The organism is Nonomuraea sp. NPDC046570, from assembly GCF_040645915.1.
GTDB lineage: Bacteria > Actinomycetota > Actinomycetes > Streptosporangiales > Streptosporangiaceae > Nonomuraea.
Map to the genome: position 1 here is coordinate 493,900 of NZ_JBEYZF010000001.1, position 25,839 is coordinate 519,738.

The 25,839-nt window shown below is 71.9% G+C and carries 23 protein-coding genes; 11 read left to right on the forward strand and 12 right to left on the reverse strand.

From position 1 onward, the window contains the following. Nucleotides 1-2: 2 nt before the first annotated feature. Nucleotides 3-1,064, reverse strand: coding sequence for a trypsin-like peptidase domain-containing protein (locus tag ABZ911_RS02300; protein WP_358050706.1), 1,062 nt, complete (start codon nucleotides 1,062-1,064; stop codon nucleotides 3-5). A 160-nt stretch (nucleotides 1,065-1,224) separates the two neighbouring features. Here ABZ911_RS02300 and ABZ911_RS02305 point away from each other — a divergent pair, with 160 nt between their 5' ends. From ABZ911_RS02305 to ABZ911_RS02315, 3 genes are all read left to right on the forward strand, one after another. Next, nucleotides 1,225-2,181, forward strand: coding sequence for a hypothetical protein (locus ABZ911_RS02305; RefSeq protein WP_358050710.1), 957 nt, complete (start codon nucleotides 1,225-1,227; stop codon nucleotides 2,179-2,181). 63 nt (nucleotides 2,182-2,244) lie between these two features. Then, complete coding sequence (locus tag ABZ911_RS02310; RefSeq protein WP_358050713.1) at nucleotides 2,245-4,443, forward strand: acyl-CoA dehydrogenase; 2,199 nt, start codon at nucleotides 2,245-2,247, stop codon at nucleotides 4,441-4,443. Between the two features lie 43 nt (nucleotides 4,444-4,486). Then, the gene (locus ABZ911_RS02315) at nucleotides 4,487-5,593 is read left to right on the forward strand and encodes a nitronate monooxygenase family protein (RefSeq protein ID WP_358050716.1); all 1,107 of its coding nucleotides are present in this window, start codon (nucleotides 4,487-4,489) and stop codon (nucleotides 5,591-5,593) included. Here the strand turns inward: ABZ911_RS02315 and ABZ911_RS02320 are convergent. Beyond that, complete coding sequence (locus ABZ911_RS02320; protein WP_358050719.1) at nucleotides 5,590-6,405, reverse strand: crotonase/enoyl-CoA hydratase family protein; 816 nt, start codon at nucleotides 6,403-6,405, stop codon at nucleotides 5,590-5,592. The genes ABZ911_RS02315 and ABZ911_RS02320 overlap by 4 nt on opposite strands. A 187-nt stretch (nucleotides 6,406-6,592) precedes the next feature. Between ABZ911_RS02320 and ABZ911_RS02325 the strand changes: the two genes are divergently transcribed. From ABZ911_RS02325 to ABZ911_RS02345, 5 genes are read left to right on the forward strand one after another with little or no spacing between them, the layout of a single operon-like run. Further along, nucleotides 6,593-8,137: an acyl-CoA synthetase gene (locus ABZ911_RS02325; RefSeq protein WP_358050722.1), complete on the forward strand. Its 1,545-nt coding sequence runs from the start codon at nucleotides 6,593-6,595 to the stop codon at nucleotides 8,135-8,137. After that, nucleotides 8,127-9,023 (forward strand): OB-fold domain-containing protein, encoded by an 897-nt coding sequence (locus ABZ911_RS02330; protein ID WP_358050725.1) that lies wholly within the window; start codon nucleotides 8,127-8,129, stop codon nucleotides 9,021-9,023. Before ABZ911_RS02325 ends, ABZ911_RS02330 begins: the two co-directional genes overlap by 11 nt. Further along, a complete protein-coding gene (locus ABZ911_RS02335) occupies nucleotides 9,023-10,006 on the forward strand; it encodes a lipid-transfer protein (protein WP_358050728.1) in 984 nt (327 codons plus the stop codon). Before ABZ911_RS02330 ends, ABZ911_RS02335 begins: the two co-directional genes overlap by 1 nt. Further along, the gene (locus tag ABZ911_RS02340) at nucleotides 10,006-11,154 is read left to right on the forward strand and encodes a thiolase domain-containing protein (RefSeq protein WP_358050731.1); all 1,149 of its coding nucleotides are present in this window, start codon (nucleotides 10,006-10,008) and stop codon (nucleotides 11,152-11,154) included. The genes ABZ911_RS02335 and ABZ911_RS02340 overlap by 1 nt, the downstream gene beginning before the upstream one ends. A 13-nt stretch (nucleotides 11,155-11,167) precedes the next feature. Continuing rightward, entirely contained in the window at nucleotides 11,168-12,742 is a 1,575-nt protein-coding gene (locus tag ABZ911_RS02345; RefSeq protein WP_358050733.1) for an acyl-CoA synthetase, read from the forward strand. A gap of 5 nt (nucleotides 12,743-12,747) precedes the next feature. Here ABZ911_RS02345 and ABZ911_RS02350 read toward each other — a convergent pair whose 3' ends face one another. Continuing rightward, nucleotides 12,748-13,389, reverse strand: a complete 642-nt coding sequence (locus ABZ911_RS02350) for a LysE family translocator (protein WP_358050736.1) — start codon at nucleotides 13,387-13,389, stop codon at nucleotides 12,748-12,750. 27 nt (nucleotides 13,390-13,416) lie between these two features. Continuing rightward, nucleotides 13,417-14,295 (reverse strand): LysR family transcriptional regulator, encoded by an 879-nt coding sequence (locus ABZ911_RS02355; RefSeq protein WP_358050739.1) that lies wholly within the window; start codon nucleotides 14,293-14,295, stop codon nucleotides 13,417-13,419. Between the two features lie 75 nt (nucleotides 14,296-14,370). On the opposite strand from ABZ911_RS02355, the gene ABZ911_RS02360 reads away from it, so the two are divergent. Then, entirely contained in the window at nucleotides 14,371-14,898 is a 528-nt protein-coding gene (locus ABZ911_RS02360; protein WP_358050741.1) for a cysteine dioxygenase family protein, read from the forward strand. Nucleotide 14,899: 1 nt separating this feature from the next. On the opposite strand, the gene ABZ911_RS02365 is transcribed toward ABZ911_RS02360, so the two are convergent. From ABZ911_RS02365 to ABZ911_RS02385, 5 genes are all read right to left on the reverse strand, one after another. Continuing rightward, on the reverse strand, nucleotides 14,900-15,433 hold the full coding sequence (locus ABZ911_RS02365) for a DinB family protein (RefSeq protein WP_358050744.1): 534 nt from the start codon (nucleotides 15,431-15,433) through the stop codon (nucleotides 14,900-14,902). Between the two features lie 38 nt (nucleotides 15,434-15,471). After that, the gene (locus tag ABZ911_RS02370) at nucleotides 15,472-16,041 is read right to left on the reverse strand and encodes a TetR/AcrR family transcriptional regulator (protein WP_358050746.1); all 570 of its coding nucleotides are present in this window, start codon (nucleotides 16,039-16,041) and stop codon (nucleotides 15,472-15,474) included. Continuing rightward, nucleotides 16,038-18,305, reverse strand: coding sequence for a YhgE/Pip domain-containing protein (locus ABZ911_RS02375; protein WP_358051436.1), 2,268 nt, complete (start codon nucleotides 18,303-18,305; stop codon nucleotides 16,038-16,040). Before ABZ911_RS02375 ends, ABZ911_RS02370 begins: the two co-directional genes overlap by 4 nt. Nucleotides 18,306-18,310: 5 nt before the next feature. Then, nucleotides 18,311-18,919, reverse strand: coding sequence for an ATP-binding cassette domain-containing protein (locus tag ABZ911_RS02380; RefSeq protein WP_358050749.1), 609 nt, complete (start codon nucleotides 18,917-18,919; stop codon nucleotides 18,311-18,313). A gap of 107 nt (nucleotides 18,920-19,026) precedes the next feature. Further along, nucleotides 19,027-20,382 carry a M20/M25/M40 family metallo-hydrolase gene (locus ABZ911_RS02385; protein ID WP_358050752.1) on the reverse strand — a complete coding sequence of 452 codons (1,356 nt, stop codon included), beginning with the start codon at nucleotides 20,380-20,382 and terminating at the stop codon, nucleotides 19,027-19,029. 236 nt (nucleotides 20,383-20,618) lie between these two features. On the opposite strand from ABZ911_RS02385, the gene ABZ911_RS02390 reads away from it, so the two are divergent. Beyond that, a complete protein-coding gene (locus ABZ911_RS02390; protein WP_358050755.1) occupies nucleotides 20,619-22,013 on the forward strand; it encodes an aspartate aminotransferase family protein in 1,395 nt (464 codons plus the stop codon). A 28-nt stretch (nucleotides 22,014-22,041) separates the two neighbouring features. Further along, the gene (gene ald / locus ABZ911_RS02395; RefSeq protein ID WP_358050758.1) at nucleotides 22,042-23,157 is read left to right on the forward strand and encodes an alanine dehydrogenase; all 1,116 of its coding nucleotides are present in this window, start codon (nucleotides 22,042-22,044) and stop codon (nucleotides 23,155-23,157) included. A 63-nt stretch (nucleotides 23,158-23,220) separates the two neighbouring features. Here ald and ABZ911_RS02400 read toward each other — a convergent pair whose 3' ends face one another. The 3 genes from ABZ911_RS02400 to ABZ911_RS02410 form a co-directional block, all read right to left on the reverse strand. Next, a complete protein-coding gene (locus tag ABZ911_RS02400) occupies nucleotides 23,221-24,624 on the reverse strand; it encodes a tetratricopeptide repeat protein (protein WP_358050761.1) in 1,404 nt (467 codons plus the stop codon). Between the two features lie 87 nt (nucleotides 24,625-24,711). Continuing rightward, a complete protein-coding gene (locus tag ABZ911_RS02405) occupies nucleotides 24,712-25,617 on the reverse strand; it encodes a sulfite exporter TauE/SafE family protein (protein ID WP_358050764.1) in 906 nt (301 codons plus the stop codon). Nucleotides 25,618-25,619: 2 nt separating this feature from the next. Next, entirely contained in the window at nucleotides 25,620-25,820 is a 201-nt protein-coding gene (locus tag ABZ911_RS02410) for a hypothetical protein (protein ID WP_358050767.1), read from the reverse strand. Nucleotides 25,821-25,839: the final 19 nt, after the last annotated feature.

Below are 25,839 nucleotides of genomic sequence, written 5' to 3' on the forward strand. Positions count from 1 at the left end.
CCTCACTCCGCGCCCAGCTCGCTCAGTGTCACGGTGACCGTGTCCGTGCCGCCGCCCGGGTGGCTCACCTCGACCTTGACCTGGTCGCCGGGGTTGAGCGTGGCCAGTACCTCCGACAGCGCGGCCGTCGTGGGCGTCTCGGTGCCGTTCACCGAGACGATCACGTCGCCCGGCTGGATGCCCGCCTGAGCCGCGCCGCCGCCCGGGATGACCCGGACGACTCCGACCCCCGCGGGCCGGCCGTTCGCGCCGACCACCGTCTGCACGTTGACGCCCAGCGCCGCCCGGTGGGTGTTGGTGACCTTGCCGTTTTTCACGATCTGGCCGGCGATGTCGGTGGCGGCGCTGCTGGGGATCGCGAAGCCGATGCCGGGCGCGGGGGCGCCGCCGAGTTCGGGATCGGCGGCGGCGAGCGTCGGGATGCCGATCACTTCGCCCGCCAGGTTGACCAGCGCGCCGCCGCTGTTGCCCGGGTTGATCGCCGCCGAGGTCTGGATCGCGTTGGCGATCGTCGCACCCGGCGACCCCTGGCCCTGCGGCTCGGTGACCGTACGGCCGAGTGCCGAGACGATGCCGTCGGTGACGCTGCCCGACAGGCCGAGCGGGTTGCCCATGGCCAGCACGATCTGGCCGACCCGCAGCTTGGTCGAGTCGCCGAACTTCGCCGGGGTCAGGCCGCTGGGGTCGTCGACCTTGATGACCGCCAGGTCGCCCGCGGGGAACGAGTCGACCAGCTTGGCGCTGCGCGGCTTGCCGCCCGAGGCCAGGGTGACCAGCAGTTCGGTCGCCTGGCCGACCACGTGCGCGTTGGTCACGATGTGCCCGGCCGTGTCGAAGACCACCCCCGAGCCGAGCCCCGTCCTGGTGGTGATCTGCACGATCGAGGGCAGCACCTGGGTGATGGTCTTCTCGTAGGCCGCCTCCAGCTCGCTCGTCCCCCCGGGAGACGCGGCCGAGGTCGTCCCGGGCGCCGAGGCGGTCTCCGTGGCGATCGTGGGAGCGCTCTGCGTGCAACCGGTGACGAGCAGCCCGGCAAGGCCAAGACCTGCGACAATGGTCCTCATATGGGGTGCTTCCCCAATCAGTGTGGAGGATACTCCTCGCGCATGTTCCATCGGCTGAGCCGGCCCGTGGGCGCGCATACTCCCGCGAGACCTATAGAACGATGTTCTATTCGTGGAAGTGGGGAAATAACGGCATTCAGAGTGTCGTAACCTCATCACCATGGCGGACCTCGGCGACCACAATCATGGGCCGGAGCCCTACAAGCCCACCCAGGATGCCCCCACGACCCCGTTCCAGCGCGTGGAGGTGCCTCCTGGCGAACAGACGATCAGGGTGCCCCGGCCTCAGTCCGCTGGACCGTTCCGCCCGCCGCCGGCACCGCCCAGACGCGGCCTGATCGCCCGGCTGGTCACCGGTATCGGCGATGTGCCGATCAAGCTCGCCTATCTCGTCGGGGCGGTGGTGGTGACCGTGCTGGCGGTCGTGCTGGTCTTCGTGATGTTCTCCGGCGACCAGCCGGACGGCCCGGCCGGCGAGGTGGAGCCGGGCCGCAAGCTGGTGCCGGTGCCGAGCGTCACCCCGTCCGCGGGGCCGACGCCCACGCCCGCCCCCACGCCCACCCCGACCCCGATCGCGCTGCCGCCCGTGCCGGAGCGGATGGCCTTCAAGACGCTGCCGGGCAAGGCCAGCAAGGTCTCCGGCCGGATCCTCGACAAGCGCACGACGATCAGCTATCCGCGCCTCGGCAAGCCGTGGAAGGCCAAGTCGTTCCCGCCGTTCTCCATCGCCCAGCGGATCGGCAAGGTGGCGATCCCGCACACCATGGTGGTCTCGGCGATGCTGCCCGGCGACGCGCCCGCGGAGAAGCCGAAGACGTCGGACGGCTACCGCGACATCGCGGTCTCCGCGGTCCGCTGGTCGCTGCGCACCCAGCACCCGGCGGGCAGCACGATCACCTGGACCGGCTCGCAGAAGATGCCGGTCGGCAAGGGCTGGATGCTCGGCTACCAGGTCCGGTACACGGTGGGAGGCAAGCCGCAGACCTCGCAGGCGCTCGCCGTGGTGATCGAGATCGGCCGGACCAAGCCCGCGATGCTGCTGGCCAGCATCCCGGAGAGCGGCAAGTCCCATTGGCGCGACATCAACACATTGGTCAAGGGCGTGCGTCCCGTATAGCCTCGCGCTGGAACCATCTTCTAGAATATGGTTCTGTACCCCTGAGCCGCTGGAGGATGGACTATGGCGATCGGTTTGAGCGAGGAGCACGAGGCGCTGCGCGAGTCGGTGTCGGGATGGGCCGAGCGCAACATCCCCGCCGAGGTGGTCCGGGCGGCCCTCGCCGCCGAGACCGAGCAGCGCCCGGCCTTCTGGGCCGGTCTCGCCGAGCAGGGACTGCTCGGCCTGCACGTGCCCGAGGAGTTCGGCGGCTCGGGCTACGGCCTGCTGGAGACCGCGGTGGCCGTCGAGGCGCTGGCCGAGCGGGTCGCGCCGGGGCCGTTCGTGCCGACCGTGCTGGCCTCCGCGGTCATCCTCGCCTCCGGCGGCAAGGCGCGCACCGAGCTGCTGCCCGGCCTCGCCGACGGCGGCCTGACCGGCGCCGTCGCCCTGACCGCGGCCCTCACCGGCGTTCGCGGCGACGACGGCGTGCTGGTCGTCTCGGGTACGGCCGAGCCGGTGCTGGGCGCCGCCCTCGCCGACGTGCTCGTGCTGCCGGTGAGCACCTCCGAGGGCGAGGAGTGGGTCGCGCTCGACGCCTCCTCGGCCGGCGTGACCTCGCTGCCGTCGCTCGACCTGACGCGCGGGGTGGGGAAGGTGACGCTGGAGGCCGTGGCCGTACCGGCGGAGCGGGGGCTGGACGGGGTCGAGAGGACCGGCGTCCGCAACCTGGCGGCCATCCTGCTCGGCGCCGAGGCCGCCGGCCTCGCGGCGTGGTGCGTGCGCGCCGCCGCCGACTACGCGAAGGTGCGCGTGCAGTTCGGCCGCCCGATCGGGCAGTTCCAGGGCATCAAGCACAAGCTGTCGCGCATGCTGGTCGCGCTGGACCAGGCGCGCGCCACCGTGTGGGACGCGACCCGGGCCACGGGCGCGGAGCTGGAGTACGCCGCGGCCATCGCCGGGGTGATGGCGCCCGACGCGGCCGTCCAGTGCGCCAAGGACGCCATCCAGACCTTCGGCGGCATCGGCTACACCTTCGAGCACGACGCCCACCTGTACTTCCGCCGCGCGCTCACCCTGCGCGCGCTCCTCGGGCCGAGCGCCGAGTGGTCCGCCTCCGTAGCCGAGCTGGCGCTGAAGGGCGTCAGCCGGGTGATGGAGATCGACCTGCCCGCCGACGCCGAGGACCTGCGCGCCTCGCTGCGCGCCGAGATCGCCGCGATCGCCGAGCTGGAGGGCCAGGAGCAGAAGCGCGCGCTGGCCGACGGCGGTTTCGTGATGGCCCACCTGCCCCGGCCGTGGGGCCGCGACGCCTCGCCGCTGGAGCAGGTGCTCATCCAGCAGGAGCTCAAGGCCGCCAAGGTCAAGCTGCCGCAGATGATCATCGGTGCCTGGGTGGTGCCGTCCGTCGCCACGTACGGCACGCGGGAGCAGCAGGACCGCTTCCTGCCCAGGACGCTCAGCGGCGAGATGATGTGGTGCCAGCTCTTCTCCGAGCCCGGCGCCGGATCCGACCTGGCCAACGTGCAGATGAAGGCGGAGAAGGCCGAGGGCGGCTGGCGGCTCAACGGCCAGAAGATCTGGACCTCCGTCGCGCACGTCGCCGAGTGGGGCATCTGCATCGCGCGCAACTCCTCCGAGGGCTCCAAGCACGACGGCATCACCTACTTCCTCGTCGACATGAAGAGCCAGGGCGTCACCGTCAGGCCGCTGACCGAGATGACCGGCGAGAACCTGTTCAACGAGGTCTTCCTGGACGACGTGTTCATCCCGGACGAGTTGGTGGTCGGCGAGGTGGGCCAGGGCTGGAAGGTGGCCCGCAACACGCTGTCCAACGAGCGCGTCTCGCTGTCGTCGGGCTCGGGCGGGACCGGTTCGTCGGTGCCCGACCTGCTGGGCCTGGCCGGGCGGCTCGGCCGGGAGCTCACCCCGGCCGAGCGGCAGGAGCTGGCCGGGGTGGTCTGCGAGGGCCACTCGATCAACGCGCTGTCGCTGCGGGTGACGCTCAAGCAGCTCGCGGGCACCGAGCCGGGCGGCGACGCGTCGGTGCGGAAACTGCTGTCGACCTCGCACGCCCAGCACGTCTCCGAGGCCGCGGTGAACCTGCTGGGCGCCTCGGCGGTGGCCGCCGCCGACATGAAGCTCGGCGACCCCGGCTACTGGAACAGGGCGGTGCTGGCGACCAGGGCGATGACCATCTACGGCGGCACCACCGAGGTCCAGCTCAACATCATCGCCGAGCGCATGCTGGGCCTGCCCAGGGACCCGGAGCCCGGAAAGTAGCACCCACTAGAACGCGTTGCAGTTTGGTCGTAGGGTCGGGGCCATGCGGACACGTGTGACGGATCTGTTCGGCATCGAGTTCCCGATCTTCGCCTTCTCCCACTGCCGGGACGTCGTCGCCGCGGTCAGCCGCGCCGGCGGCATGGGAGTGCTCGGCGCGCTCTACTTCACCCCCGAAGAGCTCGAAGTGGAGCTCGCGTGGATCGACGACCACGTCGACGGCCGCCCCTACGGCGTCGACGTGGTCATGCCCGCCTCCTACGAAGGGGCGGACTTCCCCGCCGAGGAGCTCGTCGGCCGCCTCCAGGGGATGATCCCCGACGGCCACCGGCGGTTCGTCGAGGACCTGCTCGCCCGGCACGGCGTACCCCCGCTGTCCGACGAGTCCGACCCGGGCCGGGTCCTGCTCGGCTGGACCGACGCCACCGCCCGGCCGCAGGTCGAGGTGGCGCTGCGGCACCCGATCGCGCTGCTGGCCAACGCGCTCGGGCCGCCGCCCGCCGACGTGGTGGAGCTCGCGCACGCCCACGGCGTCCAGGTCGCCGCGCTGGCCTCCACGCCCCGCCACGCGGTCAAGCAGGTCGAGGTGGGCGTCGACGTCGTGGTCGCGCAGGGCACCGAGGCGGGCGGGCACACCGGCGAGATCTCCACGATGGTGCTGATCCCGCAGGTGGCCGACGCCGTGGACGTGCCCGTCCTGGCCGCGGGCGGCATCGGCGGCGGCAGGCAGATGGCGGCCGGGATGGCGCTCGGCGCGGAGGGCGTGTGGACCGGATCGATCTGGCTCACCGTCGAGGAGGCCGACACGCCGGCGATGGCCAGGAAACGCATCCTGGAGGCGACCTCCCGGGACACGGTCAGGTCGAGAAGCTGGACGGGCAAGCCCGCCAGGCTGCTGAAGAACGAGTGGACCGACGCCTGGGAGGCGATGGAGTCGCCGGGCACGCTGCCGATGCCGCTGCAGTTCATGCTCGTCTCCGACGCGCTGCGCCGGATCGGCCGCTCGGACGCCGCCGAACTGGCCACCTTCCCCGCCGGGCAGATCATCGGCACCATGAACCAGGTGAAACCGGCCAGAGACGTGGTCTTCGAGATGGTGGAGGAGTACATCGAGGCCATCGAACGCCTCGGCCACATCACCTCCGCCTAGCGCCCTTCGTAGACCGCCGGGCGCTTCTCCTTGAACGCCCGCGCGCCCTCGCGGGCGTCCTGCGAGCCGATCACCGGCCACCCCAGCTCGTCGGAGACCTTCAACGCCTCCGCCTCACCCAGCCCGACCGTGTCCCGATAGACCCGCAGAATCGCCTGTACGGCCAGAGGCCCCGACGCCGCCACGTCATCGGCGATCTCCCTGGCCACGGCCAGCGCCCGCCCGTCCGGCACGACCCGGTTCACCAGCCCCATCGACAACGCCTCCGCCGCGCTCACCGCCCGCCCGGTGAGCAGCAGATCCATCGCGTGGCAGTACGGGATCTGGCGCGGCAGCCGCACCGCGCTGCCGCCCATCGGGAACAGCGCCCGCTTCGCCTCGAACAGGCCGAGGGTGGCCGACTCGGCGACCACCCGCAGGTCGGTGCCGACCAGCAGCTCGGTACCCCCGGCCACCGCGTACCCCTCCACCGCGCAGACGATCGGCTTGGCGGGCAGGGCGGCGGTGTCGCGCAGCAGTCCCTTCCAGTGGAAGTCCGGGATGGCGGCGGCGCGGGCCTGGACCTCGGGGTCGGCCGAGGGGGCGCCCATGGCCTTGAGGTCGGCCCCCGCGCAGAACGTGCCGTTCGCCCCGGTGAGGATGGCCACCCGGACTCCGGGCTCCGCCGAGACGTAGGCCCACGCGGAGGCCAGACCGACCAGCATGTCCGAGGAGAGCGCGTTGCGCGCCTCCGGACGGTCCATGGTGACGATCACCACCTGCCCGTCACGCTCGATCCGGCAGTGCGGGGTGCTGATCGGCAACAGTTCCATGGAACGCCCTCCAACCTAGAACCAAGCGCTTGTTGGCGCGATCTTAACTCCCGCCGCCCGATACCCGCTTCCTGCCCTTGCCATGTACCTGCCTGAAGGCCAAGCGCTTGCTAGGCGGAAGACTCCGGGTTAGTCTGCGGCCACGAACGAGAACATGTTCTCGTTCGGGAGCGGATGAGGAGTTCCGATGGGCGCGCTCGGCTTCTGGCGGCTGGCACAGGCGGACCCCGGCTGGATCGCCGCAGTGGATCCCGACGGCACCGAGCACCGCGCGGGCGACCTGCTCGCCCGCGCCAACCGGCTCGTGCACGGCCTGCGCGACCTCGGCCTCCAGCCGGGGGACGGGTTCTGCGGCCTGGTGCCCAACGGCGCCGACGGCCTCGTCCTCTACCTGGCCGCGCTGCAGGCCGGGTGGTACTACACGCCGATCAACTGGCACCTGACCGGCCCCGAGATCGAGTACATCGTGGCCGACAGCGAGGCCGGGGCCTTCTTCGTGCACGAGCGCTACGCCGCCGAAGGAGCGCGCGGCGCCGAGGCGATCGCGCCGGAGCGCCGTTTCGCCCTCGGCGACGTCCCGGGCTTCCGCCCGGCCGCCGACCTCACCGAAGGCCGCCCCACCGAAACCCCGCCAGGCCGTACGGCCGGAGCCACCATGCACTACACCTCCGGCACCACCGGCCGGCCCAAGGGTGTACGGCGTCCGCTCAGCGGGCTCGACCCCGACGACGCCGCCGAGCTGATGACGTTCCTGCTCGGCCTGTTCGGCATCACCCCCGGCCAGCCCAACGCCCACCTGGTCACCTCGCCCAGCTACCACACCGCCGTCAGCCAGTTCGGCGGCACCGCCCTGCACATGGGCCACACGCTGGTCTACATGGACCGGTGGGAGGCCGAGGAGACGCTGCGCCTGTGCGAGCGGTACCGGATCACCAGCTCGCACCTGGTGCCGACGCACTTCAAGCGGCTGCTCGCGCTGCCGGAGGAGACCCGCGCGGCCTACGACCTGTCCTCGCTGAGATGGATGATCCACGCCGCCGCGCCCTGCCCGGTCCCGGTGAAGCAGGCGATGCTGGAGTGGTGGGGCGACTGCGTCTACGAGTACTACGCCGCCACCGAGGGCGGCGGCACGCTGGCCACGCCCGAGGGCTGGAAGAAGCATCCCGGCACGGTCGGCTCGGCCTGGCCGATCAGCGAGCTGCTGATCGTCGACGACGCGGGCGAGCCGGTGCCGACCGGCACCCCGGGCACGATCTACATGAAGATGATGGGCGTCTCCTTCGAGTACAAGGGCGACCCGGCGAAGACCCAGGCGGGCCGGTTGAAGGACCACTTCACCGTGGGCGACATCGGCTACCTCGACGAGGACGGCTTCCTGTTCCTCTGCGACCGCAAGGCCGACCTGATCATCTCGGGCGGGGCGAACATCTACCCGGCCGAGATCGAGAACGAGATCACCGTCCACCCGAAGGTCGCCGACGTGGCCGTCTTCGGCATCCCCGACGAGGAGTGGGGCGAGCAGATCAAGGCCGTCGTCGAGCCCGCCGAAGGCGTCGAGCCGGGTCCTGAGCTGGCCGCCGAGATCCTCGCCTCGCTGGAAGGGCGGCTGTCGCGGATGAAATGGCCCAAGTCCATCGACTTCATCGCCGAGATGCCCAGGGAGCCCAACGGCAAGCTGCTCAAACGCAAGCTGCGGGCGCCGTACTGGGAGGGGCGCGACCGTGCCATCTGACCCGCTGACCGCCGCGCACGTCCTGGAGTTCCCCGGCGGGTACACCCGCACCACCGGCCCGGTGATCGGCAGATTTCTCACCGAGTTGCGCGACGGCCGGATCGTCGGCGTGCGCACCGCCGAGGGGCGGGTGCTGGTGCCGCCGCTGGAGTACGACCCGGGCGACGGCGAACCTGTCACCGGGGAGTACGTCGAGGTCGGCCCGGCCGGTACGGTGACCGCCGCGGCCTGGGTGGCCGAGCCCCGCCCCGACCATCCCCTGGACCGGCCCTTCGCCTGGGCGCTGATCGAGCTCGACGGCGCCGACACCGCCCTCGTGCACGCTGTGGACTCGGGCCACCCCAAGGCGCTTCCACCTGGCACCCGGGTCAGGCCGGTCTGGCGGCACGAACGCGTCGGTCACATCACCGACCTGGCGTATTTCGCCCCCGAGGTGACGAGGATCGTCTCACCGATCCGGACCGTCTACCGGCTGCGGGCGAGCCCGTCGCTGACCCGCTTCCTCGAAGGCGTCCGCGACGGCCGCTTCCTCGGCTGCCGCTGCGCCACCTGCGACCAGGTGTACGTGCCGTACCGCACCTCCTGCCCCGGCTGCGGGGAGGTGATCACCGAGGAGGTCGAGCTGCCGGACACCGGCACGGTCACCACCTTCGCGATCAACAACCTGCCCGACCCGCGCGCCCCCGAGGTCCCGTTCGTGTCGGCGTACATCCTGCTCGACGGCGCCGACCTCCCGATGATCGCCCTGGTCGGCGGCATCCCCGCGGACGAGGTACGGCAGGGCATGCGAGTCCGCGCCGTATGGGTCCCCGACGCCGAACGCACCCTGTCGATGGCCAGCGTGCGGTGGTTCGCCCCCACCGGCGAGCCGGACGTGGAGCTGTGATGCGCGAGGTGGCGGTCGTCGCGTTCGCCCAGACCAGGCACACCGGCCACGACACCGGCCTGGACGAGACCGAGCTGATCCACCCGGTCATCGCCGAGGTACGCGAGCGGACCGGCCTGCGGGACTTCGGCTTCACCTGCTCGGGCTCCTGCGACTACCTGGCCGGCGCGCCGTTCTCGTTCGTCTCCGCCCTCGACGCGCTCGGCGCCTGGCCGCCCATCTCCGAGAGCCACGTCGAGATGGACGCCGCCTGGGCCCTCTACGAGGCCTGGGTACGGCTCCAGCACGGCGACATCGACTCCGCCCTCGTCTACGGCTTCGGCAAGTCCTCCCTCGGCGACCTGCGCACGATCATGACCCTCCAGCTCGACCCCTACTACCTGGCCCCCTTGGGGCTCGACCAGCTCTCCTACGCGGCCCTCCAGGCCGCCGCGCTGGGCGCCTCCCGCGAGGAGCTCGACGGCATCGTGCGGCGCAGCCGTACCGACGGGCGGGCCAATCCCTATGCGCTCGACCTGCCGTTGGAGGGGGACGAACCGCCGATCACCGACGGGGCGGCGGCGGTCGTGCTGGCCGCCGGGGACCTGGCCGGGCGGGTGTGCTCCCGTCCCGCCTACATCAGGGGCATCGCCCACCGCATAGATTCTCATTACCTGGGTATGCGTAATCTTGCCCGGTCGGCCTCCGCCGCCGACGCCGCACGCGCGGCGGGGGTCGGCAGGGGTCATGTCGACGTGGCCGAGCTGCACGCGCAGTTCAGCCACGAGGAGCTCATCCTGCGCGAGGCGCTGGAGCTGCCGGACGACACGGTGATCAATCCTTCGGGCGGGCCGCTGGCCGCCAATCCCGTCATGGCGACGGGGCTCATCCGGATCGGCGAGGCCGCGCGGCACGTCATGGGCGGGGGCGCGAGCCGTACCGTCGGGCACGCCGCGAGCGGGCCGTGCCTGCAGCACAACCTCGTGACCGTTCTGGAGGCGTGATGGGCAGGCGGTGCGCGGTCGTCGGGGTCGGGCAGACGCGGTACACGACCAAGCGCGGGGACGTCTCGCTGGCGGGGCTGGTGCGCGAGGCGGCGGTGCGCGCCCTGGAGGACGCGGGGCTGACGTTCAAGGACATCGACGCCGTGGTCATCGGGAAGGCGCCCGACCTGTTCGAGGGCGTGATGATGCCGGAGGCGTATCTCGCGGACGCGCTGGGCGCGGCGGGCAAGCCGATGACGCGCGTGCACACCGCGGGCAGTGTGGGCGGCTCGACCGCGCTGGTCGGGGCGTCGCTCATCCAGGGCGGCGTGCACGAGCGGGTGTTGGTGGCGGCCTTCGAGAAGCAGTCGGAGTCCAACGCCACCTGGGCGCTCTCCACGCATCTGCCGTTCAGCGCGTCGCTGGTGGTGGGCGCGGGCGGCTACTTCGCGCCGCACATCCGCGAGTACATGCGCCGCTCCGGCGCGCCGGACCACATCGGCACCCTCGTCGCGGTCAAGGACCGCCGCAACGCGCTCCGCAACCCGTACGCGCACCTGCGGATCCCCGGCATCAGCCGGGAGATGGTCGAGTCCACGCCCATGCTCTGGGAGCCGATCCGCTACCTGGAGACCTGCCCGTCCTCCGACGGCGCGTGCGCGATCGTGCTGTCGTCGGAGGAGGCGGCCACCGGGACGCCCGCCTGGGTGCACGGCGCCGCGATGCGCTCCGAGCCGATCTTCCGGGCCGGGCGCGACACCGTGAACCCGCAGGGCGGCAAGGACTGCGCGGCCGACGTCTACCGCCAGGCGGGCGTCGCCGACCCACGCCGCGACCTCGACGTGGCCGAGGTGTACGTGCCCTTCTCCTGGTACGAGCCCATGTGGCTGGAGAACCTCGGCTTCGCCGCCGAGGGCGAGGGCTGGAAGCTGACCGAGTCGGGGGCGACCGCGCTGGACGGCGACATCCCGTGGAACGCCTCCGGCGGGGTGCTGTCCAGCAACCCGATCGGCGCCTCCGGGCTGATCAGGTTCGCCGAGGCGGCGCTGCAGGTCCGGGGGATGGCGGGGGAGCACCAGGTGGACGGGGCGCGGCTGGCACTCGGCCACGCGTACGGCGGAGGCGCCCAGTTCTTCGCCATGTGGATCGTCGGAAGCGACAAGCCATAAGGGGGAGCCCCCGATGGAGTTCAACCACGCCGACCTCTTCGAAGCCCTGGCGGACACGATCGGCGACCGGATCGCCGTCGTCTGCGGCGACGAGCGCCTCACCTACGCCGAACTCGACGCCCACGCCAACCGCCTCGCCCACCACCTCCAGTCCCAGGGCGTACGGCAGGGCGACCACGTCGGGATCCACCTCTACAACGGCGTCGAGTACATCGCCGGGCTGCTGGCCGCGCTCAAGATCCGGGCGGTGCCGGTCAACGTCAACTACCGCTATGTCGAGGCCGAGCTGCTTCACCTCTACACCGACTCCGACATCGTGGCGCTGATCTACGACGTGGAGTTCGACGCCCGGGTGGCCGCCGTCGCCCCGCGGGCGCCCGGTCTGCGGCATCTCGTCGCCGTCGGCGGGCCCACGGCGGTGGCGGGGGCGGTGCCGTACCGGGAGGCCCTCGCCCGCCAACCGGCGACGCGCGGCTTCGCTGAGCGGTCGGGGCAGGACGTCTACATCATCTACACCGGCGGCACCACCGGCCTGCCCAAGGGCGTGATGTGGCACACCGAGGACCTGTTCATGGCCTTCGGGGGCGGCAACCCGTACGGCGAGCCGCGCGCCACCCCGCAGGAGGTCGTCGACGAGGCGGCCAAGGCCAGTCCGCTGATCATGATGGCGGTGGCGCCGCTGATGCACGGCGCCGCGCAGATGGCCACGTTCATCACCTGGTGGATGGGCGCGGCCATGGTCTACGTGCGCAAGTTCGACGCCGCCGAGGTGTGGCGGACCGTCGAGCGCGAGAAGGTCCTCACGATCAACATCACCGGCGACGCCATGGCCCGCCCGCTGGCCGACGAGCTGGCCGCCGGGACCTACGACCTGTCGTCGCTGTTCGTGATCTCCTCGACCGGCGCGATCCTGACCGGCGCGGTCCGCGACCGCCTGCAGGAACTGCTGCCCAGCGTGATGATCCTGGACAACTTCGGCTCCACCGAGTCCGGGTACACCGCCTCCGGAGTGGCCGGGTCCTCGCCCGAGACGGGACTGCGCTACCAGCCGAACGCCACCGCGCGGCTCGTCGTGCTCGACGAGCGGCTGCGGCCCGTCGCGCCCGGGTCGGGGCAGATGGGCACCGTGGCCAAGGCCGGGCGGATCGCCTTCGGCTACTACAAGGACCAGGCCAAGACCGACGCCACGTTCGTCACCGACGAGGCCGGCACCCGCTGGCTGCTCACCGGCGACCTGGCCACCGTGGACACCGACGGCACGATCAACGTGTTCGGGCGCGGCTCGCAGTGCATCAACACGGGCGGGGAGAAGGTCTTCCCCGAGGAGGTGGAGGCGGTGCTGAAGGGGCATCCGGCCGTGTTCGACGCGGTGGTCACCGGGGTGCCCGACGAGCGGTGGGGGTACCGGGTGGCGGCGGTCGTGGAGGCGCGGCAGGGGGTGAGCGTGACGACGCGGGAGCTCGACGCGCACTGCCGGGAGGTGCTGTCCAGCTACAAGGTGCCCCGGACGTACGCGTTCGTGGCGGAGGTGGTCCGCTCACCCGCGGGCAAGGCCGACTACCGGTGGGCGCGGGAGCAGGTCACCTGAGGGCCTCAGGTCTTGGCGGGCTCGCCGTTCAGCGCGACGAAGGCGCCCAACCCGAGGTAGACGAGGCCGCTGCCGACGTCGAGCCGGCGCCGGGCGCGGGCCGAGTTGCGCAGCCGACCGGCGAGCACCGAGGCGAGCAACGCGTAGGCGCCGTCGGAGGCGATGCCCAGCATGATCCACAGCACGCCGAGCACCGCGATCTGCGCGGCCACCGGCCCCGCCGCCGGGTCCACGAACTGCGGCAGGAAGGCCAGGAAGAAGATCGCGGTCTTCGGGTTGAGCACGCTGACCACGAACCCCTCCCAGAACAGCCTGGTCCGCGAGTGCTCCTCGGCCTTGGCGGGCTCCCCGTCGTCGCCGCCGCGGGTGAGCAGCTTCCGCAGGCCGAGATAGACCAGATAGGCCACCCCGAGGTACTTGACCACCGTGAACGCCGTGGCCGACGCCGCCAGCAGCGCGCTGATCCCCAGCGCGGCGGCCAGCACGTGCACGATCGACCCCGCGTGGATGCCGAGCACCGACACGAACCCGGCCGACCGGCCCTGCGCCACGCTCCTGGTCACGATGTAGACCACGGCGGGTCCCGGCACCAGGAGCAGCGCCATGGTGGCCACACAGAACAGGGCGATGGTCGTCAAGTCAGGCATGCCGTCATCGTAGGGATTCGCCGCTCGCTACCCAAGGGGTTTTCGGAGGGCGTGCAGGAGGGCGGTGGTCGCGGGCTGGTCGGGGGGATCGCCGTAGACGGCGGCGTAGACGTGTCGGGTGGAGCCGGGGATCTCGGCGACCTCGACCGACGGGTGGCGGTGGGCGCGCAGCGCCAGGCCCGGCAGGACCGTCAGCCCCATCCCGGCCGCCACCAGCGCCTGGACGGCCACGATGTCGTCGCTGGTGAACGAGATGCGGGGCTCGTATCCGGCCCTGGCGCACATGTCGAGCAGGTGGCTGCGGCAGCGGTCGCATCCGGCGATCCACACCGCGTCGGCGTACCCCCCGAGGTCCACCACCGGTGCCGCGTCCGAGCCGGGTGGGGCGACCAGGTAGCTGGGGTCCTCGAGGAGGGGAATCATGCGGATGCCGGTGTCCTCGGGGGCCGTGTCGTCGTAGCGGAAGATCACCGCGACGTCCACCCGCCCGGCGCGCAGCAGGCGCAGCGCCTCGGGCGGCTCGGTCTCGGTGAGGTTCAGTTGGAGGCCGGGGTGGGCGCGGGCGAGTTCGGCCGCGGCCTGGGGCACGAAGGTGCCGAGCGCGGAGGGGAAGGCGGCCAGCCGTACCCGGCCCGCGTGCAGGCCGACGTGGGCGGCGAGTTCCTCGGAGGCCGCGTCCAGGCGGGCGATGATCTCCGAGGCGCGTTCGGCGAGCAGGCGGCCCGCCTCGGTGAGCCGGATGCCCCGGCCCGCCCGCTGGATGAGCTTGGCGCCGGTCTCCGCCTCCAGCCGGGCCAGGTGGTGGCTGACGGAGGGCTGGGAGTAGTGCAGCGCCTTGGCGGCGGCGGTGAGCGAGCCGGTGCGGGAGACGGCCAGCAGGACGCGGAGCCGTACGACATCGAGCATTCATTAACCATATCTATTGATATGGAAGGAAAGCTCAGTTGGACCTATTGGTCGGTATGGGGGACCGTGGAAGGTATGAGACCAGGACTTGAGGGCATCGTGGCGGGTGTGCGCGAGGTCGTGGGGCGCGGGCTCGGAGCGCGGGAGACCGCCTTCGCCGCCGCCGACTTCCTGCGCGGCAACCTGCCGGACATCGGCATCCTCACCCCGGAGGAGCTCCAGGGCGCGCCGGGGCAGTACGTGTCGAAGCCGCTGCACGCCCAGGAGGAGTTCTCCGTGGTCGCGGTCGTGTGGCAGCCGGGCAGCGAGACCGTCGTCCACGACCACGTGGCCTGGTGCGTGTTCGGGGTGCTCAGCGGCAACGAGCACGAGACCCTCTACCGCGACATGGGCACCCACCTGGTCGAGATCGGGCGCGCCGACAACCGGCCGGGCGAGGTCAGCGGGTTCGCCCCGCCCGGCGACATCCACAAGGTGCGCAACACCAGCGGCGAGGTCGGCGTCTCGATCCACGTCTACGGCGCCGACGTGGTGAGCCGCGGCGGCAGCAGCGTCCGCCGCGTCTACGACCTGCCCGTGCGGGAGCTCACCGGCTCCCGCTGACCTACATGCCGGTCGCGCCGTCGAGGCGCTCGCGCAGCAGGTCGGCGTGGCCGTTGTGCCGCGCGTACTCGGCGATCAGCTTCACCAGCACGTTGCGCAGCGAGATCGGCTCACCCGTCGAGCGGACCGTCCCCGTCTCCTCCAGGGACGCCGCCGCGGCCACGATCCGCCTGGCGCGCTCGACCTCGTCCCGCCATACCGCGAACGCCTCGCCCACGTCACCGTCGAGCGAGTCGAAGTCCTGGTCGGGGTCGTCGTCGGTGTAGTAGAGCATGGGCACGTCCTCGCCGGCGAACTGGATGCGGAACCACCACCGCTCCACCCCCGACAGATGCCGTAGCAGCCCGTGCAGCGACATCGTGGAGGGCGGCACCGCCCGCTCGGACAGCCGCTCCGGCGCGAGCCCGGCGCACTTCAGCTCGAAGGTGTCCCGGTGCCAGTCGAGGAAGGCGAGCAGCGTCTCGCGCTCTCCGGCGACGTTGGGCGGCTCGACGCGGGAGCCGCCCGCGCCCCATCTCGGCGAATAGGTGACCATGCGAGCGCACTCTGCCAGCCGCCACCGACAGAAAACCGCTACCGGCTGATCCGGCCGTGCAGCAGATCGGCCAGCGTCGCGTGCACCTCCGAGACGGGACGGTCGGGGTAGAGGGCCTGCCGCTCGATCGCCACCGTCAGCACCATGCCGAACACCGCCGTCGCCGCCGTGTCGATGTCCAGGTCCTCCCGGATCTGCCCCTCGGCGACGGCCCGGCGCAGCACATCCGCGTAGACGCCGAGCGCCTGCTCGCGAAGCTGGACGATCGCCTCCTGCCAGGCGGTCCGCCACATCTCGGCCAGCAGAACCCGGGCGAGCGCGCCGTACTCCTCGAAGAAGCGCAGCTGGCCGAGCACCACCGCGTCCAGCGCGTCGAGCGCGGTCGCGCCGACCGCGCTGTCTCGCAGGGCCTGGGCCAGGTAGCCGATCCGGTGCTCCAGCAGCGCCGAGAACAGCGCCTCCTTGCTGCCGAAGTTGTAGAACACGGTGCCCTTGGCCACCCCGGCCCGCTCGGCGATCGCGTCCACGGTCGTCGCTGAGTAGCCCTGCTCGGCGATCAGGTCGATCGCCGCGGCGAACACCTTCTGCCGCGTCTCGGCCCGGCTCACAGGGACAGCTCCGGGTGCAGGCGGCTGATCGACCAGGTACGGCCCCTGCCGACCGCGAGCACGGTCAGGGCGAGGCCGAGCAGCAGGAACACGGTGAGCACCCCGCAAGCCTGCCACACCACGGTCAGGTCGCCGCCACTGATCAGCCTGCGCAGCGCCGAGACCACCCAGCTCATCGGCAGCCACGGCGAGATCGTCTGGAAGAAGCCGGGCGAGGTCTCGATCGGGTAGGTCCCCGCCGCCGAGGTGAGCTGCAGCATCAGCAGCGCCAGCGCCGCCACCCTGCCCGGCGGCCCGAGCAGGGCGTTGATCGCCTGCACCAGGGCCAGGAACGCCGCCGCCGTCAGCAGCAGGAAGGCGGCCATGCCCGCCGGATGGGCGACCTCCAGGCCGAGGGCGTACCGCAGCACGGCGAGCAGCACGCCGACCTGGGCCGCGCCGAGCGCGAAGGCGGGCAGCCAGCCGGACAGGGCCACCCGTACGGCGCTCGCAGTTCCGGCCAGCAGGCGCGGGTTGAGGGGGCGCAGCACCATGTACGCGATCATGGCGCCCACCCAGAGGGCCAGCGGGACGAAGAACGGCGCGAAGCCGGTGCCGTAGTTGGGCACCTCGTTGTCGACCGTGGTGGCCAGGCGTACCGGGTCGCTCATCATGTCGGCGCGGCCCTCGCGTTCGGCCGTGCCGTACGAGGGGATCTCCGCGGCGCCGTCGGCGAGTCCGTCGGCGAGTGCCTTCGAGCCGTCGTCGAGCTTGCCGAGGCCGGTGGACAGCTCGCCCGCGCCGTCCTGCAACCTGCCGACGCCGCTGTCGAGCCGCGCGGCCCCGTCGCCCAGCCGGACCAGGCCGCCGCCCAGTTTCCCGAGTCCGTCGCTGAGCTCGGCGGACCCCTTGCTGATCTTCGCGACGCCCGAGGAGAGCGTCCCGGTAGAGGTCGCGGCCTTGCCGATGCCGCCGTCGAGCGTCGCCGCGCCCTCGGCCAGCTTCGCCAGGCCCTCGTCGAGCTGGACGTACTGCTCGCGCAGCGCGTCCACCTTCGTCCCCAGGCCGGGCGCGACCTCGGCGACCTTGCGAGCTCCGCGCGCCAGCTCCTGGGCGTCCCGCCGCAGGTCGGCGATGGCCTGCTCGCGCCCGGACACCCGCTCCTCCAGCCTGTCGGCATCCCCGGCGACCCCCTGCGCGGCCGTGACGGTCCCACGCAGCAACCCGCGCAACTCGGGGTCGGCGTCCGGGTGCCCGTCCAGATAGGCCTGTACGGCTCGCGCCTCCTCCTGAGTCCGCTCGGCCCCCTGGCTGATCTCCCCGGACAGCCCGCCGAGCCCGTCGCCGAGCCGGTCGGCCGCGTTCGCCACCACGTCGGCGGCGTCGGCCACCTTGGGCCCCCACTCGTTCAGCACCGGAACGTACTCGTCGGCCGCCGTGTTCACCTTGCCGGTGTTGGCGTGCACCTTGTCGTAGGCCTGCCGGGTGCCGTCGGCGAGCGTCCCCGCCCCCTCGTGCAGCTTGTCCAGCCCCTTGCGCAGCTCACCCACTCCGGCCTCGGCCTTGCGCAACGCCGAGTTGAGCCGCTCAGCGCCCGAGGCCAGCTTGCCGGTGGCGCTGTTGGCGCTGTTCAGCCCCACGGTGAGTTCGCGGGCCCCGTCCTGCGCGCTGCCGAGCCCGCCGGCCAGCCGGTCGGCGCCCTTGCCCGCCTTGTTCGCGCCCTCGTGCAGCTCGCCCGCGCCCTCGGCGGCCTCGCCGGTCTTGTCGTGGATGTCGCCGATGGACAGGAAGACGTTGTCGAAGTAGTCGTGCGTCGCGGTCCGCGCGGCCGCCGTCCGCACCTCCTCGAAGACGGCGTCGGAGATCGTGCCCATGATGTACGACCGCCCGGTGTCGACCCGCACGCCCAGCTCGGCGGGTGACGGCGTGCCGTCCTTGGACGGGGAGGACAGCCGGGCGCTGAAGTCGGCCGGGATGGTCAGCGACAGGTAGTAGCCGCCGTCGCGCACCCCGTCGGCCGCCTCCCGCGCCGTCGCCTCCCGCCAGTCGAAGATCTTCCGCTCCCGGAGCTCCTCGGCCAGGTCCCGGCCCGCGTGCAGGGTCCTGCCGTCGGCGGTGGCGGGCTCGTCCTGCATGACCAGGGCGACCGGGATGCGGTCGAGGTGCCCCTGCGGGTCCCAGAACGACCACAGGTACAGCCCCGCGTACAGCAACGGCAGCACCACCACGGCGGCGACCGCCGCCCTGGTCAGCCGGGACCGCGAGAACCGGCGCAGCTCGAACATGGTCTTCACGGGGTCTCCTCCGCGGTGAGGTCGATCAGCTGGTCGAACCGGTCCGGCGGGCGCACGCACGAGGCGACCACCGTGAGCCCCCGCGCCGACAGCTCCCGCAGCAGCCCCCACACCGCCTCCTGCCGCTCACCGGGCAGCCCGGCGTCGACGTTGTCCACGACGATCACCGAAGGAGCGTCGAGCAACGCCAGCGCCACCCCCAGCCGCACCTGCCCCTCCCGGCCCAGCACCCGCACCTGCTCCCGCTCCGCGACGTCGAGGCCCGCCCCCGCGAGAACCTCGGCATGAACGACCTCCCGCCTGCGCGGCCTCCGCCACAGGCCGCGCCGCTCCCGCAGGTGCTCCCCGACGGTCAGCGCCTTGTCGAAGTCGGTCACCCCGTCCACCAGCCCGAGCGCCGCCACCTTGCGAATGGCCCTGGGCGAGGTGTGCCCGCCGACCGACAGCGATCCCGCCGTGGCCTTCATCCGCCCGGCAAGAGTGAGCAGCACACTGGTCCGCCCACTCCTCGCCGCCCCCGCGACCACGGTCAGCGTGCCGGCGCCGGCCTCGACCCCCACCCCGCGGAACACGCCCTCGACCGCCAACCCGCTAGCGACGATCACCACAACTCCTCTTTAGAACTGACCAGTCAGTACAAAAGTTAGCGCATGGCTTTCCGGCACAGACGAAGAGGGGGGCCGGATCGGCCCCCCTCTTCGGTGTTACGCGATCAGATGCCCAGCGCCGACGGGGCGCCGAACTCGTGCAGGAACAGCGCCTCCGCGGTGGCGACGCGGCGCAGCTCCTCCAGGTCCACCCGCTCGTTCGGGGCGTGGATCGCCGCGTCCTCGTCCTCCGCGCCGAACAGCAGGATCTCCGCCGCGGGGAACAACTTGACCAGCTTGCTCACCAGCGGGATCGACCCGCCCGCGCCGACGTCGCGCGGCGGGCGGCCGAAGGCGCGCTCCATCGCCCGGTTGAGCGAGGACCGGGCCCGCCCGCCCGAGTCGGCCTGGAAGCCCGACCCGACCGTGAGGTCGCCGAAGGCGATCCGCACGTTCCACGGCGCGACCTGCTGGAGGAACTCCATCACCGCGTCGACCGTCGTCTTCGGGTCCCCCGACGGAGGCACCCTGATGGTCACCCGCGCCCGCGCGAACGGCTGCACCGCGTTGATGGCGCCGGAGACGCTCGGCACGTCGAGCCCGGTCACGGTGATCGCGTAGGAGGCCCAGAGGCGGTCGGCCAGCGAGCCGGAGCCGACCAGCGACACCCCGTCGAGCACCCCGGCGGTGGCCCGGAAGTCCTCCTCGGAGGGGCCGCTGCCGAGGAAGCTGCCGCGCGGCAGGCCGGGCACCCGGATGTCGCCGTTGTCGTCGTGCAGCGCGGTCAGCATGCGCATCAGCGCGGCCAGCGCGTCGGGGGCGGCGCCGCCGAACGAGCCGCTGTGCACGGCGTCCTTCAGCGTGCGCACCTCGACGGTGAAGGCGGCCATGCCGCGCAGCGAGGTGGTGACGGCCGGGTCGCCGACCCGCGGGTTGCCGGTGTCCATCACCACGATGGCGTCGGCGCGGACCAGTTCGGGGTTGCGCTCGACGAACGCCTCAAGGCGCTCGCCCGCGTACTCCTCCTGGCCCTCCACGATCACCTTCACGCCCACGGGGAAGCGGCCCTGGAAGGTGCGCAGGGCGGCGACGTGGGCGATGATGCCGGACTTGTCGTCGGCGGTGCCCCTGCCGTAGAGGCGGCCGTCGATCAGGGTGGGCTCGAACGGCGGCGTGCGCCAGGCGGCCGGGTCGCCGGCGGGCTGCACGTCGTAGTGGGCGTAGAGCAGCACGGTCGGCGCGCCGGGAGGCGCGGGCGCCTCGCCGTACACCGCGGGGAAGCTGCCCTCGACCGGGATCTGCTGGGCGCGCGGCAGGCCCGCGCTGCGCAGCAGCTCCTCGGTGGCGGCGGCTGCGGCGTAGACCGGCTCCTCCGGGTGGCCGGGAAAGGCCACGGAGGGGATGGCGGCGAGCCGCTTCAGTTCGTCGATCGCCTGGGGCATCCCCGCCGCTACAGCGCTCTCGATCTGGTCAGGAGTCACGGGTGGTCCCCCGGGTGGTTTCTCAACATATGGTCAGGTCCCCTCATTGGATCACAGAAGGTTCCTTGGGGGGGAAATGAGGGAACGGCACCAGGCTAGCGCTTCGGATTTCGTTGTTGTTACACAAGTGTTCTACGGATCTCGAAATTCTTGCATATTGCTGCCACGCTTTCCCTTGGCAAGTCCCCAGGTCTACGTGCACACTGTGGGAAGCTCAGACACAAGGGAAGATAGCGATGACGCACCCGGAAAACACCGACGCGGCCGAGGTCCTCAAGGCCGCTCAGGACAACCTGTGGTTGCACTTCACCAGGCACAGCTCGTATCAGAACGCCGAGATCCCGACGATCGTGCGGGGTGAGGGTGCCTACATCTACGACATCCACGGCAAGCGCTACCTGGACGGACTGGCCGGCCTCTTCGTCGTCCAGGCGGGCCACGGCCGCAGCGAGCTCGCCGAGGCGGCCGCCAAGCAGGCCCAGGAACTGGCCTTCTTCCCGCTGTGGTCCTACGCCCACCCGAAGGCCGCCGAGCTGGCCCAGCGACTGGCCGCCGAGACGCCCGGTGAGCTGAACCGGGTGTTCTTCACCACCGGAGGCGGCGAGGCGGTCGAGTCCGCCTGGAAGCTGGCCAAGCAGTACTTCAAGATCACCGGCAAGCCGCTCAAGCACAAGGTGATCAGCCGCCAGATCGCCTACCACGGCACCCCGCAGGGCGCGCTGTCGATCACCGGCATCCCCGCGTTCAAGCAGATGTTCGAGCCCCTCGTGCCCGGCTCCGTGCGCGTACCGAACACCAACCACTACCGCGCCGACGAGATCACCGGCGTGCCCGGCATGACGCCCGAGCAGTACGGCTACTGGGCCGCCGAGCGCGTGGCCAGGGCGATCGAGATGGAGGGCCCCGACACGGTGGCCGCCGTCTTCGTCGAGCCGGTGCAGAACGCCGGCGGCTGCTTCCCGCCGCCGCCCGGATACTTCCAGCGCCTGCGCGAGATCTGCGACGAGTACGACGTGCTGCTCGTCTCCGACGAGGTCATCTGCGCCTTCGGCCGCCTCGGCACCATGTTCGGCGGGCAGAAGTTCGACTACGTGCCCGACATCATCACCTGCGCCAAGGGCCTGACCAGCGGATATTCGCCGATCGGCGCGATGATCGCGCACGAGCGGCTGTTCGAGCCGTTCAAGAACGGCGAGGAGATGTTCGCCCACGGCTACACCTTCGGCGGCCACCCGGTCTCGGCCGCGGTCGCGCTGGCCAACCTGGACATCTTCGAGCGCGAGGACCTGCTCGGCCACGTCACCCGCAACGAGCCGGTCTTCCGGAGCACCCTGGAGCGGCTCACGGACCTGCCGATCGTCGGCGACGTGCGCGGCTCCGGCTACTTCTGGGGCATCGAACTGGTCAAGGACAAGACCACCAAGGAGACCTTCAGCGCCGAGGAGTCCGAGCGCCTGCTGCGCGGCTTCCTGTCCAAGGCGCTGTACGACGCGGGCCTGTACTGCCGCGCCGACGACCGGGGCGACCCGGTGATCCAGCTCGCCCCGCCGTTGATCGCGGGCCCGAAGGAGTTCGACGAGATCGAGTCGATTCTCCGAGGCGTCCTCAAGGAAGCCTGGGCTCGGCTCTAACCCCCCAATTCCGAAAGGAAAAGAGCACATGAAGATCGGCGTTCCCGCTGAGGTGAAGAACCACGAATACCGTGTCGCCGCCACCCCGGCGGGCGTACACGAACTGGTTCGGAACGGCCACGACGTCCACGTCCAGCGGGGCGCCGGTCTCGGCTCACACGTCACCGACGAGGAGTACCTCGCGGCAGGCGCGAAGATCATCGACACCGCCGACGAGGTGTGGGCGGAATCCGAGATGATCCTCAAGGTCAAGGAGCCGATCGCGGCGGAGCACCACCGTATGCGCGAGGGCCAGCTCCTGTTCACCTACCTGCACCTGGCCGCCTCCCGTGAGTGCACCGACGCGCTGCTCGACCGCAAGGTCACCGGCGTCGCCTACGAGACCGTGCAGATCGGCAACGCCCTGCCGCTGCTCGCCCCGATGTCGGAGGTGGCCGGCCGGCTGGCCCCGCAGGTCGGCGCGTACAACCTGATGCGCTTCAACGGCGGCCGCGGCGTGCTGCCCGGCGGCGTGCCCGGTGTCGCCCCCGCCAAGATCGTCGTCATCGGCGGCGGCGTGTCCGGCCTGAACGCCGCGCAGATCGCGGTCGGCATGGGCGCCGACGTCACCGTCCTGGACACCAACGTCGACCGCCTGCGCTTCATCGACGCCATCTACCAGGGCCGCCTCAAGACGCTCGTCTCCACCTCCTACGCGATCGAGCGCGAGGTCCTGCAGGCTGACCTGGTCATCGGCGCGGTGCTGATCCCCGGCGCCAAGGCCCCGACGCTGGTCTCCAACGAGCTGGTCGCGCGGATGAAGCCCGGCTCGGTGCTCGTCGACATCGCCATCGACCAGGGCGGCTGCTTCGAGGACTCGCGTCCGACCACGCACGCCGACCCGACCTACACCGTGCACGGCTCGGTGTTCTACTGCGTGGCCAACATGCCCGGCTCGGTGGCCAACACCTCCACCTACGCCCTGACCAACGCCACCCTGCCGTACGCGGTCAAGCTGGCCAACCTGGGCTGGAAGGAGGCCCTGCGCGCCGACGCCGCGCTGGGTTCCGGCCTCAACACGCACGCGGGCCTGCTGACCAACGAGCCGGTCGCGGACGCGCTCGGCCTGCCGTACACCCCGGTGGCTGAGGTCCTGGCCGTCTGACAGACAACCACGAAGGGGTACGGCGCGCCGCGCCGTGCCCCTGTTCCGCCTCGGACGGCGCGACTAACGCACGCCGAGGCGCCGGCGCAGCTCGCGGGCGGTGGCCAGCACCTTCTCCACCTCGGCGGGACCAGGCCACGGGGCGGTGCCGGGGCGCAGCAGCGCGCCGCGGACCGAGGCCAGGTGCTCGATCGCGGCGGCGGGCAGACCGCCGCGCTCGGCCAGCCAGGCCACCACGTCCGACAGGTCGCGCAGCGGCCTGATGAGCAGGTCCCAGGTGCCGAGGATCTCGGTCAGGTCCGGCACCGGCGGCGTGACCCCGCCCCTGCGCCCGGCGGAGGCGACGGCGAGTTCGGCGCGGGCGCTCAGCTCGGGCTCGGCGGGACGGTCCCAGGAGGGCGGCGGCGGGTCGGCCAGCCACTGCTCGGCCTCGCTCGCCTGGCCGATCGCCGTCAGCAGGCCGCCCAGCTCCAGTGCCGCCTTGTGGTGCCCGGCCAGTGCGGCCTGGCGGAACCAGTGCTGGCCGCCTTGCAGGTCGCCGAGCTCGGCGATGAGCAGCAGGCCGAAGTTGAAGGCCGACTCCGCGTCGCCGCCCGCCGCCGCGCTGCCGAACCAGTGGCTGGCACCCTGGGAGTCGCTGAGCTCCACGCAGACGAACCCGGCCATCCGCTGGTCCTCCAGCCGCCCGGCGTGCGCGGCCCGCTCGAACCAGCCGCGGGCCGTCCGCAGGTCCCGGCGCGACAGCGCGATGCCGCCGAGCTGCGAGGCGGCGCCCGCGTGGTCACTCTTGGCGGCGAGCCGGAAGTACGCCTCGGCGCCCTCGGGGTCGCGCCCGGCCTGCAGCAGCAGGCCCAGATGGTAGGCGGCCTCGGCGTGGCCGCCGCGGGCGGCGAACTCCCAGCACTGGTGCGCCTCGTCCTCCTCACCCGCCTGGTAGGCGAGGAATCCGAGGTCGTACGCCGAGGCCATGTCGCCGTCGCCGGCCGCGTCGCGGTGCCAGTCGCGGGCCGCGGGGATCTCGCCGGCGTCCTCGCAGATGAGCGCGAGCCGCCGCGCGGCGGGCCGCGAGCCCGCCCGCGCGGCGCTCTCGAACCAGTGCCTGGCCTTGGCCACGTCGCCGCGCTGCTCCAGCAGCATCGTGGCCAGGTTGACCGCGGCCTCCACGTCGCCGGTGCCGGCGGCCATCTCGTACCACCGCACGGCCTCCTCCAGGGTGCCGTGCTTCTCGTGCCAGACGCCCAGGTTGTAGGCGCTGTCCACGTTGCCGCCGGTGGCGGCCCGCTCCCACCAGTGCCGCGCCGCCACACGGTCGCCGCGCTGCGTGCAGAGTTTGCCGAGCTGGTGCGCGGCCTGCGCGTCGCCGCACTCGGCGGCCACGATCAGCTCGGACTCGGCCGCCTCCCCGCTGTTGCGTGGCGACGGTACGGCCGGCGCCGCCACCCTCTGATCGCTCTGCCACCACGTCATGTGCCCTCCCCGGGTCCCGAAGCCTCAGGGTGGCATGTAATCACCTGATCGCGGAACGTAATCGGCGGGGTAATTCGGGGTCCATGGTCAGTGGAAGGTGATGAATCCCACGTACATCCCCATGGAGCAGACGAACCTCAGCTGACCCGGAGGTTGCGCCGGAAGGCTGACGATCCGCTCCCCGCCGGCCGGGAGGTCGATCTCCTGGCCCAGGAGACTCAGGTGACGGGTGCAGGCATGCCCGTCAAGGGTCCGGAAGATCAGGTCGACCGGGAGTCCCGCGCGAGCCTCGGACATTCCGGGCCGGTAGCCGCGGTCCGTCGCCCAGATCGTGATCTCCTGGACGCCTCGGGCGTCGAGTCTGGCCGTCGCGGAGGCGGGCGGCGCGTCGGCGGGCAGCCAGCCGCCCAGGCTCAGCCCCGAGCCGATCGTCCACACACCCACCGCCAGCGCCGCTATCCCCGCCAACGCGGCCAGCCTGGACGCCGCGCCACGCCGCAGGACGAACCCCAGCACGGCGAACGCGGGGGCGGTGCCGGCCACGAACCCGCCCATCACGGCCGCCCCGCCGAGCGCGGAGCCGCTGGAGACGGCGACCAGCTCCATGCCGATCGTCACGCCGCACGGGATGAGGATGGTGGCGGCCCCCAGCAGCGGCGCCGCGGCCGCTCGCCGGGGAGTGGGGGGATGCCGGGCGCAGTCACCCCCCGGGCGGCGGAGCAGCCTGACCGCGAACCAGATGACCAGGGCCCCCGCGGCGACCAGCAGCACCGCGCGCGCCTGCGGCGGCAGCCGTACGGCTGAGCCGAGCAGGCCGAGCAGTGCCCCGGCCAGGATGTGTGAGGCGAGTCTGCCCAGCAGGAAGTGCGCGAGCGCCCGCGGTGGAGCGCCCGCCAGACCTGCCAGCAGGCCGCCCTGCACGGCCGTGCACGACGCGGTCCCCGCCAGCAGCCCGGCGGCGAGGCCGCTGGCGAACAGGGCGGCCGGCTGCACGCTCAGCGGGCGAGCGCCAGGTCGTCCAGCGATCCGTTCTTGGCGGCCTCGACGATGGAACCGAACTGGTCCAGGCTCATCTCGACCCGCTGGCCGAAGTCGTCGGTGATGACCACCTGACGTTCTTCGGGTGCCGCGGGGTCGACGAACAACTCGGGGCAGCCACAACTGCACTGGCCGCAGAATCGGGCGATCGACCGCATACGATTCCCCACTCTCGAA

Bases quoted from the DNA above. Each gene is read 5' to 3' on its own strand.
- ABZ911_RS02375 (WP_358051436.1), bottom strand. From the start codon at position 18,305: ATGTTCGAGCTGCGCCGGTTCTCGCGGTCCCGGCTGACCAGGGCGGCG.
- ABZ911_RS02325 (WP_358050722.1), top strand. From the start codon at position 6,593: ATGGGCGCGCTCGGCTTCTGGCGGCTGGCACAGGCGGACCCCGGCTGG.
- ABZ911_RS02410 (WP_358050767.1), bottom strand. From the start codon at position 25,820: ATGCGGTCGATCGCCCGATTCTGCGGCCAGTGCAGTTGTGGCTGCCCC.
- ABZ911_RS02365 (WP_358050744.1), bottom strand. From the start codon at position 15,433: ATGGTCACCTATTCGCCGAGATGGGGCGCGGGCGGCTCCCGCGTCGAG.
- ABZ911_RS02310 (WP_358050713.1), top strand. From the start codon at position 2,245: ATGGCGATCGGTTTGAGCGAGGAGCACGAGGCGCTGCGCGAGTCGGTG.
- ABZ911_RS02315 (WP_358050716.1), top strand. From the start codon at position 4,487: ATGCGGACACGTGTGACGGATCTGTTCGGCATCGAGTTCCCGATCTTC.
- ABZ911_RS02400 (WP_358050761.1), bottom strand. From the start codon at position 24,624: ATGACGTGGTGGCAGAGCGATCAGAGGGTGGCGGCGCCGGCCGTACCG.
- ABZ911_RS02390 (WP_358050755.1), top strand. From the start codon at position 20,619: ATGACGCACCCGGAAAACACCGACGCGGCCGAGGTCCTCAAGGCCGCT.
- ABZ911_RS02305 (WP_358050710.1), top strand. From the start codon at position 1,225: ATGGCGGACCTCGGCGACCACAATCATGGGCCGGAGCCCTACAAGCCC.
- ABZ911_RS02335 (WP_358050728.1), top strand. From the start codon at position 9,023: ATGCGCGAGGTGGCGGTCGTCGCGTTCGCCCAGACCAGGCACACCGGC.
- ABZ911_RS02360 (WP_358050741.1), top strand. From the start codon at position 14,371: ATGAGACCAGGACTTGAGGGCATCGTGGCGGGTGTGCGCGAGGTCGTG.
- ABZ911_RS02350 (WP_358050736.1), bottom strand. From the start codon at position 13,389: ATGCCTGACTTGACGACCATCGCCCTGTTCTGTGTGGCCACCATGGCG.
- ABZ911_RS02320 (WP_358050719.1), bottom strand. From the start codon at position 6,405: ATGGAACTGTTGCCGATCAGCACCCCGCACTGCCGGATCGAGCGTGAC.
- ABZ911_RS02355 (WP_358050739.1), bottom strand. From the start codon at position 14,295: ATGCTCGATGTCGTACGGCTCCGCGTCCTGCTGGCCGTCTCCCGCACC.
- ald (WP_358050758.1), top strand. From the start codon at position 22,042: ATGAAGATCGGCGTTCCCGCTGAGGTGAAGAACCACGAATACCGTGTC.
- ABZ911_RS02345 (WP_358050733.1), top strand. From the start codon at position 11,168: ATGGAGTTCAACCACGCCGACCTCTTCGAAGCCCTGGCGGACACGATC.
- ABZ911_RS02340 (WP_358050731.1), top strand. From the start codon at position 10,006: ATGGGCAGGCGGTGCGCGGTCGTCGGGGTCGGGCAGACGCGGTACACG.
- ABZ911_RS02300 (WP_358050706.1), bottom strand. From the start codon at position 1,064: ATGAGGACCATTGTCGCAGGTCTTGGCCTTGCCGGGCTGCTCGTCACC.